General features: G+C 53.7%; 8 protein-coding genes. 7 read left to right on the forward strand and 1 reads right to left on the reverse strand.

The window, feature by feature from the left end:
* The first annotated feature begins 92 nt into the window (after window positions 1-92).
* From G512_RS0105025 to G512_RS0105060, 7 genes are all read left to right on the forward strand, one after another.
* On the forward strand, window positions 93-3,716 hold the full coding sequence (locus G512_RS0105025) for a PAS domain S-box protein (protein ID WP_028480770.1): 3,624 nt from the start codon (window positions 93-95) through the stop codon (window positions 3,714-3,716).
* A gap of 610 nt (window positions 3,717-4,326) precedes the next feature.
* The gene (locus G512_RS0105030; RefSeq protein ID WP_028480771.1) at window positions 4,327-5,454 is read left to right on the forward strand and encodes a porin; all 1,128 of its coding nucleotides are present in this window, start codon (window positions 4,327-4,329) and stop codon (window positions 5,452-5,454) included.
* A 627-nt stretch (window positions 5,455-6,081) separates the two neighbouring features.
* Complete coding sequence (locus tag G512_RS0105035; protein WP_028480772.1) at window positions 6,082-7,152, forward strand: porin; 1,071 nt, start codon at window positions 6,082-6,084, stop codon at window positions 7,150-7,152.
* Between the two features lie 664 nt (window positions 7,153-7,816).
* Window positions 7,817-9,052, forward strand: a complete 1,236-nt coding sequence (locus tag G512_RS0105045) for a porin (RefSeq protein WP_028480773.1) — start codon at window positions 7,817-7,819, stop codon at window positions 9,050-9,052.
* Window positions 9,053-9,723: 671 nt separating this feature from the next.
* Window positions 9,724-10,869, forward strand: coding sequence for a porin (locus G512_RS0105050; RefSeq protein ID WP_028480774.1), 1,146 nt, complete (start codon window positions 9,724-9,726; stop codon window positions 10,867-10,869).
* A gap of 956 nt (window positions 10,870-11,825) precedes the next feature.
* Entirely contained in the window at window positions 11,826-13,019 is a 1,194-nt protein-coding gene (locus G512_RS0105055; protein WP_028480775.1) for a porin, read from the forward strand.
* A gap of 891 nt (window positions 13,020-13,910) precedes the next feature.
* Window positions 13,911-15,107, forward strand: coding sequence for a porin (locus G512_RS0105060; protein WP_028480776.1), 1,197 nt, complete (start codon window positions 13,911-13,913; stop codon window positions 15,105-15,107).
* A 63-nt stretch (window positions 15,108-15,170) separates the two neighbouring features.
* Here G512_RS0105060 and G512_RS20055 read toward each other — a convergent pair whose 3' ends face one another.
* Window positions 15,171-16,115 carry an alpha/beta fold hydrolase gene (locus tag G512_RS20055; RefSeq protein WP_051268954.1) on the reverse strand — a complete coding sequence of 315 codons (945 nt, stop codon included), beginning with the start codon at window positions 16,113-16,115 and terminating at the stop codon, window positions 15,171-15,173.
* Window positions 16,116-16,128 lie beyond the last annotated feature (13 nt).

Genomic DNA, 16,128 nt, shown 5'->3' on the forward strand with positions numbered 1-16,128 from the left:
TTCTAACCGCCTTGTTAAGGGATCCGTGATTACGTAAGGGAAAGCGCTCCGTTGCTGATCAAGAAGAGCGCGAGTACAGGTGCGCACTCACGATGGATCCCAATTGTTGTTCTGCTCCCATGGCTACCGAGCGCAAGCCTCGGAGTTACCTGCTTTGGCTGTTGGGCGGGGCCGGAACGATTGTCTTGATGTTGGTTTTGCAGCTGGTCACCTTGTCCCTCGTTCAAAACTACACGCAGGAACGGGCCTATCGGGCGCTGTTGGACACCATGCGCTCAGAGCTGCTGGTCGCATTTCATGTCGTGGCTGATCAAGGCACCTTGCCCCGTTTTTTGACGCGACTTGAGGATGAAGACGGCCTGTCAGTCTCCACGACTGAGGGGCTTTTGACGATCCACTCTTACCCGGTGGATTTGGAGGTGCTTGAACGGGAAGGTCATTTGCTTTTGGACGGCGAGGTCTACGAGCCTTTGGAAGGGTTTCATCTACACAGGGAAGATGTATTTGATCGGCTGCTCGGTCACAGTCACCCGCACAGTCATGGTGATCGGTTGTTTCTGCCGGCTGTCATGCCCCTGGTTGTTCTGGAACGGCAACTGGCTGAACGGATCAACACCAGCCTGCGATTTTTCTATCACATGGGCGGTGAAGACAGCGCGACTTCCTTGTCCGTTGCGGTAGTGTTGCCACTTCGTGAACCCATAGCCATTGCCATTACAGACCGCATCGCTGGGCAGGTTCAGTGGGAAAAAGAGCAGAACGCCCTGTTTATCCTCTTTGGGCTTTCCTACTTGCTGATCGGCCTGGCAGGCTATGCACTTTATCGGAACAAGATTTTGCAAAGTGAAAGTGCGCTTGAGCAACTTGACGCGCAATGTGATCTTAAAAATCAGCAGTTGGAGGCGCGTGCCGAAGAGGCGCGCTACAGGGAGACGCAGCTCAAAGCCTTGCTCAGCAGTGTCAGCGACGCCATTTTGACGGTGGATGGACAAGGCGTGATCCAAACAGCCAATCGGGCGGCCTTGGGCTTGTTTCGCAGTGATGTGGATGGTTTGATCGGCACGCCTCTCGTGGATCGCATTCGCCCTGAAACCGTGCATTTGCCTGCGTTGTTCTCCGATGGGTTCACGGAAGAGCAGGAGGCAAGCCTTTTCGCAAGGCGCCATCAATTCGATTATACCCACAGCAATGGCGAGATCAGCCATTTGGAATTGCGGCTGAGTGACTTCTATTTGCGTGACGGACGTTATTTTGCATGCCTTCTGCGCGATGTCACAGAACAGGTAACGGCTCAAGAAGAAGCGCGGCGGGCTCAGAACCAGCTGTGGCAAGCCATCAGTCACTTGCCCGACGCCTTCGTGCTCTATGATGCCGATGATCGGCTGCTGATATGCAATGAGCGCTATCGCGAGCTCTACAAGACCAGCGGCGACTTGTTCGAAATCGGGAACACCTTTGAATACATCGTGCGAACGGGCGCGGAGCGCGGCCAGTATGATCTGGACGGCATGAGCGTGGATGAATGGGTGGCCGACCGCATGGCGCGTCACCAGCTTAGTGAAAGCGAGGTCATCCAGTTGCTCAATGACGGTACATGGGTGCGGGTAACCGAGCGGCGGACACCTGACGGTATGACCGTTGGTTTTCGAAGCGATATCACTGAACTCAAACAGCAGGAGGAGGCTGTCAAAGCACGGGAAGAGGAACTGCGATCCATTATTGCCACTGCAATGGACGCGATTGTTGGGGTTGATGCCAATGACCGCATCATTGAGTTCAACCGCGCAGCGGAGGCTCTGCTTGGCTACAAGCGTGAAGAGGTGCTTGGCAAAGAAGCCCACCGCCTGTTGTTGCCGAAAGAAGAATGGTCGCGCTACTTTATGGTGATGAGCGCATTGAAGCGCTCAACCTCCCCTGAATCCGCCGGAAATCGTCGTGAAGGGGTTGTGCTTGACCGCGCCGGCGAAAAACTGCCGGTCGACATCTCCATGAATGCGGCGGTGCTGTCTACTGGATCACGCTTTTATTTCTTCCTGCATGACATTCGCAGCCGCAAGCGCGCTGTTGAGGATCTGACCCGTGCGAAAGAAAACGCAGAGGCGGCCGCCAGAACAAAGACTGCGTTCCTTGGCATGATGAGCCATGAGATCCGTACGCCGCTAAGTGCTGTGATTGGCTTTCTGCGCATGTTGGAGACTGATCAGCTGGATGACCAGCAGCGCACTTATGTCAACACGTCGCTTGAATCTGCTGAGGCTCTTCTGGGTATCCTGAATGACATTCTGGAGCTGTCCAGGCTCGAAGCGGGCCAATCCGAGGCCAAGCGAGAGGTGGTCAACCTGCGCCACTTGATCGAGCAGGTGCGAGACTTGCTTTTGCCGCGTGCTCAGGAAAAAGAGTTGTCGCTGACAATTGACATGGCTGAGGATGTACCTGAGGACCTGATGACAGACAGTGGCCGGGTTCGTCAGATACTGATCAATCTGACAAATAACGCCCTCAAGTTTACCGATCAAGGCGGCGTGACGATCCGGGCGGAAAGCGCTGGGTTGACACAAGATGGTCTGTGTTCGCTGCGTCTGTCCGTTATTGACACAGGTGTCGGCATTGCACCTGAGCATCAAAGAACGATTTTCTCCCATTTCTCCCGCACACCGTCGGCGCAGGCGTCGGACCCAACCGGGGTGGGATTGGGGCTGGCAATCAGCAAAGAGCTGGTCGAGGGGCTGGGCGGGCACATTGGTCTGCAATCCGCCGAAGGCGTGGGAAGCGTTTTCTGGGTGGAGTTGGAGGTATCCCTACCGCCGAAAAATCTGGCAAGTCCCACTCGTTCTCAAAAGGCGCCCGAGACACCAGCCGTCGCGGCTGGGGACATGCACTTCCTGGTGGCGGAAGACAACGCGCCCAATCGCATGGTGTTGCGCAAGATGCTGGAGGCATTTGGTGCCAAGGTTACGGAAGCCGAAAACGGCCGACAAGCCATTGATTACCTGACTGACCCTGACGAAGATCCCGTGGACGCTGTGTTCATGGATGTTTCCATGCCGGTCCTGGATGGTATTTCGGCCACACGCGCCTTGCGTGATCGTCACGATCTGTTGGCCTCCATCCCCGTAATCGGTTTGACCGCACACACGTCCAAAGAAGATCACGACTTGATGTATGCGGCCGGTTTCACGCGTGTTCTCACCAAACCGATTTCTCGGGAGAAGCTGGAACACGCATTGCAGGACCTTATGGCCCGATTGGGCGGGCTTGCAAGCGGCCAGCCCGGTGCGCCTTCTCTTGCCAAGGTCTATCAACTGCCAGTTCGCCCCCATTCTGGTCCAGTGCCACCTGTGGTCACACTTCCACAAACAGGGAGCGGAACGAGCGGAGAGGCGGGCAGTGTGCGCCTTGAAGATTGTCTCATCCGGTGCCGCACGTTGATGCAAGCGCCAACCATGAACAAGGCTGATGTGGAAGACCTCTGTACTGACGTTTACACATTGTGCGCCCAGCTTGAAGCTGAGGGCGTTCGCCTTATCGCTGAACAGCTTTCTGATGATTGCTGGGAAGCGGTGAGCGCCGACGAGGAGAGTTTGGCTGGCGAAAAAGCGGATTTGTGCCGTCAGTCTTTATATACGCTTGCCAAGGCCCTGGAACAGTTTCGGTCGCGTCTTCCCGACACTGATGAAGATGTGGAATCGCCGCCGGATCAGTCTCGAGCGACCTAGCTGGTATGTGCCTGACGCGCTGAACGGGCGTGGGTTGTCAGGAATGGTTCTGCACATTCCGATACATGACTGAGTATACAATGGCTCGCGCGTATATCACGTCAACTTCTTCTGGTTGAGTTCAGCGGTAGCAGATCAGGCAAGGCTTGCGTGTCGGCCTTTCCGAGATGAACGTGCTGTGTGCAGCGGTTTGATCTGCGCCCGATCCTCAGGTGCGCGCCCGTTTGAACTGAAAGTCTCCCCGAAAACTGGTATTCAGCGACCCTGCGACAAGATTTGCGTTGAGCATTCTGGGTCAAATTACTTCAGTCATCCATTCAGGCGGGGGGTGAGGCTCACCCCTCGTGATATGGTCTGGCGGGTGAGATGTGTCTTTATGGTCACATTGGTTTTTTGTGTATTAAAACTGCCTAAGTCTTCCTTCCAAAATCGAAAGGACGCTCCTAAACATGGTGGTGCCGAGTGAGGAGCGTGCCTTTGTGCGCGTAGGTTATGGGGTGGGGACCCCGGCGCTGCATCTCTCACTGGTAAACACTGAAAACAGATAAGCAAACGGCTCTGTTTCGAGCCTTTGTTTTGTCTTGCCTATTAGAAAGTTTGGAAGGTCAAAATGAACTTCAAGGCACTTATGCTTGCAACGGCTTCTGCCGCTGTTGTGACCTCTGCATCTGCGGCTGATCTGCCGATGGTTGCCGAGCCAGTAGACTACGTGCAGGTTTGTGACGCCTATGGCGCTGGTTTCTTCAAGATTCCGGGCAAGGACACCTGCGTGAAGATCGGCGGTCGTATCCGCGGTCAGTTCATCTCCGACAACCTGAACAGTGATCATGACTACGACGACAACGCGTCGTATGTTCGTGGTTATCTGTACCTGAACACCATGACAGACACCGAAATCGGTCTCATCAAGACCGTGACGGAAATGTACAGCGAGTTCAATCAGGCTGGCGATGAAGAGATGAAGGTGGATGACGCCTACATCCAGTTCGGTACCGCTTATGGTGACCTGCTGGTTGGTTACGCCGTGTCCAACTTTGATACCTTCACCGGTTCCACTGACATCGGTATTGTTGACCGTAACTTCTCCGATACCGATACGCTGCAGGTAACCTACCGCAAGTCACTGGGTAATGGCTTCACTGCCTCCTTGTCTTTGGAAGACTCATCCTACCGCGAAGGCGGCGACAACGAATACGATGTTGTTGGTGGTCTGAAGTTGTCTCAGGGCTGGGGCTTTGCGCGTTTGGTTGGTGCCTATCACCAGGTGAACGACACCAATAGCAATGCGGCCATTGTGGGTGATGAAGAAGATGGTTTTGCAATCGCAGGTACCATCGGCATCAATCTCGACATGATCGCTGCCGGCGACGAGCTTGTTTTTGCTGCGACCTATGCTGATTCAGCTGCGCACTACGTAAACGCAGATACTGACTACATCGATGGTACCCTCGATTCATGGGATGCCAAGGGCTATGACGCGTTCTCCATCGGTGCAGGCTTCACTCACTACTTTACGCCGGAAGTTGCTGCGTCCATCGACGGTTCCTACCTGAAGGTGGATGATGCGGACGACTACGAGCGTATTGCAACGACCGCCGCTCTGGGTTGGTATCCGGTCTCCGGTCTCGTGATTGCGGGTGAAGTTGGCTACGTTCATCAGGACGATGATGTCGACACCTTCAAGGACGGCACCGACGACGATTACCGCGTTGGTACCCGGATTCAGTACACCTTCTGATCCAACAGGTCCCAATCGGGAATTTTACGAGGGGCGCGCCAATGGGCGCGCCCCTTTTTGCGTGCTGCGCCGTCTGTGATGCTGTCACTCAAGGCCCATCAGGTCATTGTGGGCGCTTCTTGTGGTCTCTGGTGTTGGGGCAGGTTCGGTCATGATTTTGTTCTGAGGCTGAAATCTATTCATTTTTGGTGTGTTGTCTTCAAACGCAATCCAAGGTTTGTTAAAGGATTCGAGGCAGCTGAAAACCCTTCTCAAAAGAATGAACGTCAAACAATTCTCTTTTTACAAATAGTTGCTTGAAATGTGTCTCTCTTACTATTGGTTGCCTATTTCATTCGCTGGTTGTGTTGGGCGAATTATACGTTTGTTAACTCTGTTGTCTTGATGCAACACTGAATTTTCATGTGATACTATTTGCTGTTTTTGCTGTGCCGCTGCCTTGCCCGTTCGATGCGGTTGGGGCATCACTGTGCCTGCGAGATGAAAATATATAATCAATTGTCGATGGGAAGGTTCTGTCGAAATTGGTTTTGGGGCTCTCGTGGGGCATTCGGGGAAACGCTCGTCCAAACAGCGACACAACCTCGGCCCTCTATTTGTAAACAAGACTGATAGAGGTCAGGACTTATGAAATTGAAAGCACTTCTGCTTGCAACTGCCGGCGCAGCCGTTGCAACTTCCGTATCTGCAGCTGATCTGCCGGTTGTAGCTGAGCCAGTAGACTACGTTCAGGTTTGCGACGCTTACGGCGCAGGCTTCTTCAAGATCCCGGGCAAGGACACCTGCCTGAAGATCGGTGGCCGTATCCGTACACAGATCGTTTCCGACAACCTGGATTCCGACGCTGACTACGACGACTACTCTGCATACGCACGTGGTTACCTGTACCTGACGTCCATGACCGACACCGAAATCGGTCTGATCAAGACCTACACCGAGTTCAACAGCGAGTGGAACCAGGACGGTGGCGATGGTTCTGTTGATGTGGGTGACGCTTACCTGCAGATCGGCACCAACTTCGCTGACGTCATCATCGGTCGTACCACTTCTTTGTTCGACGGTTTCACCGGTGCAGTTGATGTGGGCGTTATCGGCCGTAACTGGTCTGACCAGGGCACGCTGCAGTTCGCTCTGACCAAGTCCCTCGGCAATGGCGTCACCGCTGCTGTTTCTGCTGAAGATTCTTCCTACCGTGATGGCGACACAAACTCTGCCGACTATGTTGGTAAGCTGGGTCTTGCTCAGGGTTGGGGTTCTGTTGAAGTTGCTGCTGCTCTGCACGACACTGTAGCTGGCGCTGTTGACAACTACGGTTATGCCGTACGCGGTACAGCAACCGTCAACCTCGACATGCTGGCTGCTGGCGATGCATTCGTATTCCAGGCTGCATACGCTGACGCTGCTTCTGCTTACCTTGGCAAGTCCACCGCTGCTTGGGATCTGGCTGGCGATGAAGCATGGGCCCTAGGTGCTGGTTTCACACACTACTGGACTTCCGAAATCGCGACATCCATCGACGGTTCCTACCTGTCCAACGACGATGCTGACTACGACCGTTGGGCAATCGACGGTTCCGTTGGTTGGTACCCGGTTTCCGGCATGGTTGTCGCTCTGGACGGTGGTTTCGCATCTGAAGATGCAGCCGGCGTTGAAGCTGACGAAGCCAAGATCGGTGCACGTGTACAGTACACGTTCTAATCTGACTTGATTGTCTGATTAAAGAGGCGAGGGCGCTCCGGCGCTCTCGCTTTTTTGTGGTCTGGGCGGCGAGACAACAAATGCAACGAGTCAAATGCAGAGTGTTGGTCTGTTCTCTTTTCCATGCCGCGATGGGAGTCGCGATCTCGAATGGGTACGCACCCTCTTTTCCAGCGCGATGGCCCCTGTGAATTATTGGCTGATTTTGGCCATAAATCTGAAAACCGGCGTTTATGTGATCCTTATCACATTTGGGCGCAGCACTGACTAACCAAGACCTCTGAAAATCCTGCAAAAATACGCAATAATAACTATTTTTGGTGAGTTGTGAGGCTGCATTGTGCCAATATTGCCACACTGAATTATCGATTAGCGATTATATTGATCTATCTGCCTGAAAATATTGTGCTTTTCCTGCAACATCAAAATCTTGGTGGGCTATTTTGACCCCTTCTGAAAGGCTGGTTCAGTTGTCTCAGTGCCTACTCAGGTGCATTACAGATTTCGCAAGTCAGTTGCCCATGGTCGGACCGGGGCCCGCGAAGGTTGCGGATTGGTCCGGGGTATCTGTTCTTCTTATGGGGCACTAGGGGAAACGCTCGTCCAAACAGCGACATAACCTTGGCCCTCTATTTGTAAACAAGACTGATAGAGGTCAGGACACATGAAATTGAAAGCACTTTTGCTTGCAACTGCTGGTGTAGCTGTTGCAGGTTCCGCATCTGCAGCTGATCTGCCGGTTGTAGCTGAGCCAGTAGACTACGTACAGGTTTGCGACGCTTACGGCGCAGGCTTCTTCAAGATCCCAGGCAAGGACACCTGCCTGAAGATCGGTGGTCGTATCCGTACGCAGATTGTTTCCGACAACCTGCAGGACAACGACGACACCACCAAGTACAACGATTACGATGCGATTGCTCGTGGTTACCTGTACCTGCACACCATGACTGACACCGAAATCGGTCTGATCCGTACCGTTGCTGAAATGTACAGCGAATGGAACGAAGAAGGTGGCAGCGCAATGAAAGTGGACGACGCTTTCATTCAGATCAGCAACAACTTTGCTGACGTTCTGATCGGTCGCGAAGCTTCCATGTTCGACGGTTTCACCGGCGCGGTTGATATCGGCGTTGTTGATCGTAACTTCTCTGACCAGGGCACCCTGCAGTTCTCCTTGACCAAGTCTCTGGGCAACGGCGTTACCGCTGGCGTATCCGTTGAAGATTCGTCTTACCGTGACGGCGACAAGAACTCCATCGACTTCGTTGGTAAGATCGGCATTTCTCAGGGTTGGGGTTCCTTCTCTGTTGCTGGTGCAACCCATGCGATTGCGGATGAAGCTTCCGTGCGTGATCGCTTCGGCAATGCAGTCGTTGTTGGTAGTGATGAATTCACCCTCGAGAAAGACAGCAGCACCGGTTATGCTGTTCGCGGTACGGCAACGATCAATCTGGACATGATTGCTCCAGGTGATGCATTCGTATTCCAGGCTACCTATGCAGACTCTGCATCCAGCTACCTGAACGCTTCTATCGACAGCGGCTTTGCTGGTGACCTTGCAGCTGGTGGTGTCTCGATTGACAACGGCATGTTGGATGTCATTGGCGCAAAGGGTTACTCCCTCGTCGCAGCATTCAGCCACTACTGGACTCCAGAAATCGCCACCACCATTGATGGTTCCTGGATGAGCCTGGAAGCTGACTACGACAAGGGTGGTTTTGCGGTTGACGCTGACCTAGACCGTTGGGCTGTTGATGCTTCCATCGGTTGGTACCCGGTTTCCGGCATGGTTATCGCTCTGGATGCTGGTTTCGCCAACACCGAGTATGATCCGGCTGGCGCTGACTCTGTAGACTTCGACGAAGCCAAGGTTGGTGCACGTGTTCAGTACACGTTCTAATCTGGTCTAATCGACTGATTGATAAGGCGGGGGTGCTTCGGCGCCCCCGTTTTTGTTTTTGCAGTAGTGCAAATCACCCAGCTAAGGGGTTCTAACTCCACAAACGCCGCGGGAACTATTCAATTTCGGTGGGGTTTATTTCCACAATACCAAATAGAGTGAGTTTTCTCGGGCTCAGGTTTTTTATTGACCTGCGGTGTGGGGATCAGGCTCTGCCAACTCCTGATTTCAATGCCGTATAGGTCACCGCTAATTCTATAAAATATATAATCAAAACAATAGGATATACTGAATATTTGGCGTGTGGGCAGCCCGGCGCTGCGGCAACTATTTCCTAGGGGTTCATACGCAGATGCCTGGCGGTTTTGATTAGGCAATTGCGCCAGCAAGCAACCGGACCGCGCTCATGGGTTGTGTCCTAAATGACACAGCAATTACCCCTTTGTTTTTCAATAGATATAAATTCGCAATTACAACCTTGAAGGGATCGCCGCCGTGATGCATCAACAGTGGCGTTGTCGCGGCAGGCGAACAGGATCATTTCACCGGGGGCGGTGAGGGGCACGATCCCGCCAGCGCGATAGCAGGGGTTCGAGAAAGATGAAGGCTGCTCCAACCAGCTTTCAAACCACTTTCTCTCAACAAATAGAGACTGATAGAGGTCAGGACACATGAAATTGAAAGCACTTTTGCTTGCAACTGCTGGTGTAGCTGTTGCAGGTTCCGCATCTGCAGCTGATCTGCCGGTTGTAGCTGAGCCAGTAGACTACGTACAGGTTTGCGACGCTTACGGCGCAGGCTTCTTCAAGATCCCGGGCAAGGACACCTGCCTGAAGATCGGTGGTCGTATCCGTACGCAGTTTGCTACAGACAACCTGCAGGATAACGAAGGTGACAAGTACGAAGATTACTCTGCATATGCAAAGGGTTATCTGTACCTGACGTCCATGACCGACACCGAAATCGGTCTGATCAAGACTTACACCGAGTTCAACAGCAAGTGGGACCAGGCGGGTTCAGGCAAGGTTGAAGCTGGTTCTGCTTACCTGCAGATCGGTGCTAGCTATGCCGACATCCTCATCGGTCGTACGACTTCTCAGTTTGACGGTTTCACCGGTGCAGTTGACGCGGGCATCATCACCCGTAACTGGTCTGATAAGTCCACCCTGCAGTTCGCACTTGCCAAGTCTTTCGGCAATGGTGTGACGGCTGCGATCTCGGCAGAAGACTCTTCCTACCGTGATGGCGACACCAACTCTGCTGACTACGTCGGTAAGGTCGGTATTGCTCAGGGTTGGGGTTCCTTCGAAGTTGCTGCAGCTCTTCACGACACCGTTGAAGGCGCTGAAGACAACTACGGTTATGCCGTACGCGGTACAGCAACCATCAACCTGGACATGATCGCAGAAGGCGACGCGTTTGTATTCCAGGCTGCTTACGCTGACTCCGCTACTCATTACCTCGGTGCAAACGAAGTGCTGAAGGGTCTCGTTACTGGGTATGACGACGCTGAGCAACTGGATGCAGAAGGCGTAAAGGGCTTCGGTCTTGGCGCTGGTTTCACCCACTTCTGGACATCTGAAGTTGCGACTTCCATCGACGGTTCTTACCTGTCTCTGGAATCTGACCTGGCATCCGGCAACTACGACATCGACCGTTGGGCAATCGACGCTTCTATCGGTTGGTACCCGGTTTCCGGCATGGTTATCGCGCTTGACGGTGGCTTTGCTAACACCGAATACGATGCAGCTGGTACTAACAACGACGTTGACTTCGACGACGCCAAGATCGGTGCTCGTGTACAGTACACGTTCTAATCTGGTTTAATTACCCGATTAAAGAGGCGAGGGCGCTCCGGCGCTCTCGCTTTTTTTTGTGTCTTATGGTGCTGCGAGAGCTCAAGGACGGCCCAGTGGGCACGAGCGGTGTATCACACAGGACCTCCACGCCTTTTTAGGAGCAATGAGACAGGCTCCATAAGAGGCATAGCTGCCCTCAGCAAGCCGCCCCAGAGGTTAAGCGCTGCCTGAGTGTTCGCATGGCTCTAGCTGTATACTGAGCCTGCTTTTTCTCAGGCTATCTTGGTTCTTCCAGCCAAGCCAAGTGCTCGTGAGTGCCGGTGCGGCGAGGCTGATCATACAAGCTTTATGGGCTTGTTTGCTCTCGTGACGATCTCAGTTGGCGCGGCAGGGCGGCGGCTGTGTATGCGCTAGAGCGACCGTGGATACAGCAAAGCAATCCCTCCTATTTGCCTGACTTTTATCAACAATGCTGAAATCAAGGGAGAGTCTCCGCGGCGCATCTCAAATGCAACTCGAATGTGTTGATGGACACTTAATGTATTTTGCATTCAGATATATCAGCATGCATTAATCAGATATATTAGGTATTTGTAATTTTTATATAAAATCGATTGTATATCACATATGATTTTGTAATACGTAAATATGCTAATGACGCAGAGAAAAATGTGATATGCGCATGTAATTACGTTGATGAAATTCCTATTGAATATTACTTGTTGCTTTTTTGTTACATGGTTTTCGATGGAATAAGCGAATATCGATTTTAATGATGTAAATATTTGCAATGTAAATCTTGCTGATGCATCACAGTGGAGCCGGCGCCGAAGAGCGCGAGCAAGTCGCCAGGGGTGGTGACGGGGCACGTCTCGTAGATCGGGCTGCGCTGGCAAGTGTCTGAGAACGAGTGTTTTTCTTGTTTCAAACACTTCACTAATTCATCAAATAGAGACTTTTTGAGGTCGGGTATAATGAAATTGAAAGCACTTATGCTTGCAACCGCTGGCGCAGCCGTTGCAACTTCCGCTTCGGCAGCTGATCTGCCAGTTGTTGCCGAGCCAGTAGACTACGTACAGGTTTGCGACGCCTATGGCGCAGGCTTCTTCAAGATCCCGGGCAAGGACACTTGCCTGAAGATCGGTGGTCGTATTCGTACGCAGATCGTTTCCGACAACCTGAACGACAACGACGATACTACCAAGTACGAAGATTATTCTGCCTATGCGCGGGGCTATTTGTACCTGACATCCATGACCGACACCGAAATCGGTCTCATCCGCACCGTAACCGAGTTCAATGGCACTTGGGATCAAAAGGCTGGCAGCAGCGTTGGTGTTGATGATGTTTATCTGCAAATCTCGGGTAACACCGCTGACATTTTGATCGGTCGTGAGAGCTCCATTTTTGACGGCTTTACAGGTGCCGTCGACATGGGGATCATTGACCGCAACCTGTCGGACAAGTCAACGCTTCAGGTAACCTTGATGAAGTCGTTCGGCAATGGCGTTTCCGCAGCCTTGTCTGTTGAAGATTCATCTTACCGTGCTGGTGACAAGAATTCCGCCAACTTCGTCGGTATGCTTGGCATTTCACAGGGTTGGGGTTCTTTTGAAGTCGCTGGTGCTTTGCACAATCCAATTGATAACGGTGCCTTCGGAATCCCCGGTGGAGCTGGTGTTGCCGGTAAGGCTGAAAATGACTACGGATATGCAGTTCGTGGTACCGCGACCTTCAATCTGGATATGATCGCTCCGGGCGACGCCTTTGTCTTCCAGGCAGCATATGCGGATTCCGCAGCTTCCTACTTGAACGCCAACGCGGATGACTTTGGTTTCGTTGATGTAAACGGTAAAAAAGCCGGCGCAGCGTTCCTTGATATGCTTGGGGCCAAGGGTTACGCCCTCGGCGCTGGTTTCAGCCACTACTGGACCCCTGAAATCGCCACCTCCATTGATGGTTCCTACGCCAGCTTGACATCTGATTTCCTCGGCAGTGACATTGATTGGGATCGTTGGGCCGTGGATGCGTCCATCGGTTGGTATCCGGTTTCCGGTATGGTCGTAGCTTTGGAAGCTGGGTTCGCCAATAGCGATCTAGAGGTCGATGGAGACTCTGTAGACTTCGACGAAGCCAAAGTTGGTGCTCGTGTTCAGTACACCTTCTAAGGTTGCCTGAAGATTTTCCGGGGGCTGTGTGGCCCCCGGTTTTCCCCGGTGCACATGCCCAAAGGGGATCAGCCCTTTTCATAAGACCTGGTGGTAGTCACCCAGACTTTTTGAGAATGGCTTCGGGCCAAACTGAAAAATATCATGAGTTCGTGACGTATGGCACAGATCCGGTTCATGATTTGGCCCTATTACCTTGTATAGCTCTTCTGATTGGAAATTCGTGTCCTGACCTTCCAATCAGTCTCTAAGCCCGGTGGTTCCAACCCACCGGGCTTCCCCTGTTCCCGCAGGGGCCTGTACCCCGCAGGAGCATAGAGACCTAGAGCCCGGCTATTTCTGCCAGCGGCCCTCCAGCCGCAGGTATTTGATCTGTCAAATGACGCCCCGCGGTGCAATGCCTTCGACAGGTTCAGCGCGTTTCACGCCAACGCGATCTGTTTTGTGGGCGCTCCGGCCGTTCTTTAGCTTCACGCAGTCGCATGAACGGACCATAACCCCCCCAAAAAACTGTGCCAGCCTTTTCCGCGGACCTATCGCATCTACCGCACGTTCTCTTGGCTTGCTGCCATATTCAGCCTGAAAAACAGACTGATTTCCAATCCGCTCCTTGAGCTTCTACCCGTGGTATTTGACCTACTGTAGTTTCTAGCTCTCAACGACTGGGGCTCATTTCTTTCCCCTCTGTAATGCTGCCGGTCTATTTCACCCCTTAGAGCATGGAATTGTTCGAACTGCGCATCCGCGTAATTGTCAATGCAATCGCTACTGAGTGATTTTAGTCAGTCAATTCAAGTTTGATGTATTTGGCTGCTGGTGAGAGGCGGGGCACTCTATCGCCGTGTCCATTAGGAGTCTCGCCAGCGGAAGCAGACAGAAGTGGGGCACTGCATGTTACGTGGAACGATTTTTCTGCCGTTGGCGGTGATGGCTGTAACCGGCGCTGATGTGCGGGCAGCAGACTTGCCGTGGGACGCGCCGGCGCAGGTTGAGCCGGTTTCCTATGTTCAGATTTGTGATCAGTATGGCGCGGGATATTTCGTGCTGCCGGGTACGGACACCTGCTTGCGTGTGTCCGGGCGGGTTCGTGCGGATGTACAATTCATGAATTTCGGTAGCGCGCCCAGCAACTGGTCTGAGCGGGACGAAAATGATGTGCGTTTCCGTGCACGTGGCTATGTTTATCTGGATGCGTTTACGGAGACGGAGTTCGGTCTGTTGCGGGCGTACAGTGAAACCACGTTCACATCAGACAGCGATACTGTGCGGGATGCCGATACGTCCAGCGATACGGTGGTGGAGCTGGAAACCGCCTATATTCAGTGGGGTGGATTGACTGTGGGGCGCACCCAGTCGTTCTTTGATTTCTTTACAGGTGCAACCTACGGCTCGGTGGCCCGTAACCTTTCGGACGACAAGGTTTGGGTGGCCGCCTATACCGGGTCTCTCGGGGGACCCCTGTCGTTTTCCATCGCTGCGGAAGACATTTCCGAGCGTGTAAACGGCACTTTTGATGCTGTCACCACCACAGATGGCGCTGGTGGAAATCGCTGGCCTGCAGGTGTGGTGGCCTTGCGCGCGGCGCAAAGCTGGGGCACGGCGCAGGTCTCCGCTGCTGTTCAAGAGGCGCGTCCCTTGTCTGCTGCCGCGCAAAGCGAGGTTGGTTTGGCGTTTGGCGCAGGTGTTTTGTTCAACCTGCCCATGTTGGCTGAGGGAGATGCGCTGGCTCTGCAGGTCCAATATGCGGAGGCTGCGCTCTCCTATATTGGCGCGACGGATGTTTTCGACAGCTACTATGACGGCACAAGAACCCGCAAGACCACGGGCTGGGCCGTTTCCGGTGGCTTTACCCATTACTTTACCCCCACCATCCGAGCCGACTTTGACGCCAGCTATGCGGATGTCGATACGCCGCGCGGTGCGCCGGATCAGGACTACCGGCGCTATGCGCTGGATATGGATGTGGCCTGGACGCCAGTGCAGGGCCTCGAATTCGGCGTGGATGTTGGGTACGCCAACAAGAACCCCGACAATGAAAAAGTCTCGGAAGAGGCAAGTGCCATTCTTCGGGCGCAGCGCACCTTTTAAGGTAGTGCGTAGGGTGCGTGAGGCCTGAGGGCTTCAAAGGGGCCGGGAAACTGGCCCCTCTTTTTATTGGGGGGTCGCCTTGTCCGCGGATGCCGGAGCCGCGGTCTCCTCGTTGACGGTCTGGAGAAACCGCAGGATCCGTTCTTGCACCGCAGTGCCCCAGAGAAGGGGAGCATGCCCTTCAAAGGCGACAGTATGCAGGTCCATTTCCGGATGACGCTCCTGCATGGCGTTGGCGGTCTTCTCGCTGAGCAAGGGTGAATTGGCACCTCGGATCAAGAGGTGAGGCTTTCCTTTTAGCGCATCGAAAAACGACCACATTGCCTGCGGGGTGGGGAGCACGGCATCCTTTACGGCATGGCGCAGATTAGGGTCGTACGACAAGCGCACCCCCTCCGCAGTTTCCTCATAGGTTTGGGCCGCTGCATCCAGCCAATCCTGCTCAGTCATCGCGGTAAATGTCTTTTGCTGCTGGGCCTTCAAACGTGCGGCTGCTTGAGGCCAGGAGGAAGCCGTCATGTGCCGACCTATGGTCTCGCTGATCACCTTTAGGTGGTCGTGGGCCAGTTCGGGGCCAATATCATTTAAAATGACGGCACGCACCCGATCCGGCTGTGTGGCTGCCAGTCCGACGCCATGCAATCCGCCACGCGAGGTGCCCAAAACCACATAACGCTCAATGCCAAGGGCGCTGAGGCCATCTTCAATGTCCTGCGCTTCCTGAGCCATGTTGTAGGTGGTGGGATCATCAGCATAGCCGGACAGGCCGCGCCCGCGATAGTCCATGGCGATGACATGATGTCCGGCTGCATGAAGTCGGCAGGCGAGACGATAAAAATCCCGGCTGTTGCGGGTCAGGCCCGGCAGGCACAAAACAGGGTAGCACCCCTCTGATCGATTGCCCCAAAGATGGGCGGAGAGGGACAGACCATCCCGTGCCGTCCACTTGAAGGGACGAGCCCCTTCAACGGTGAGAATGGTGCGGTCAAGATGTGCATGGGTTAGCATGGCTCCTCCGGTC

It is taken from the genome of Pseudovibrio exalbescens DSM 16456, assembly GCF_000422785.1.
In the GTDB taxonomy this organism is placed as follows: Bacteria; Pseudomonadota; Alphaproteobacteria; order Rhizobiales; family Stappiaceae; genus Pseudovibrio; species Pseudovibrio exalbescens.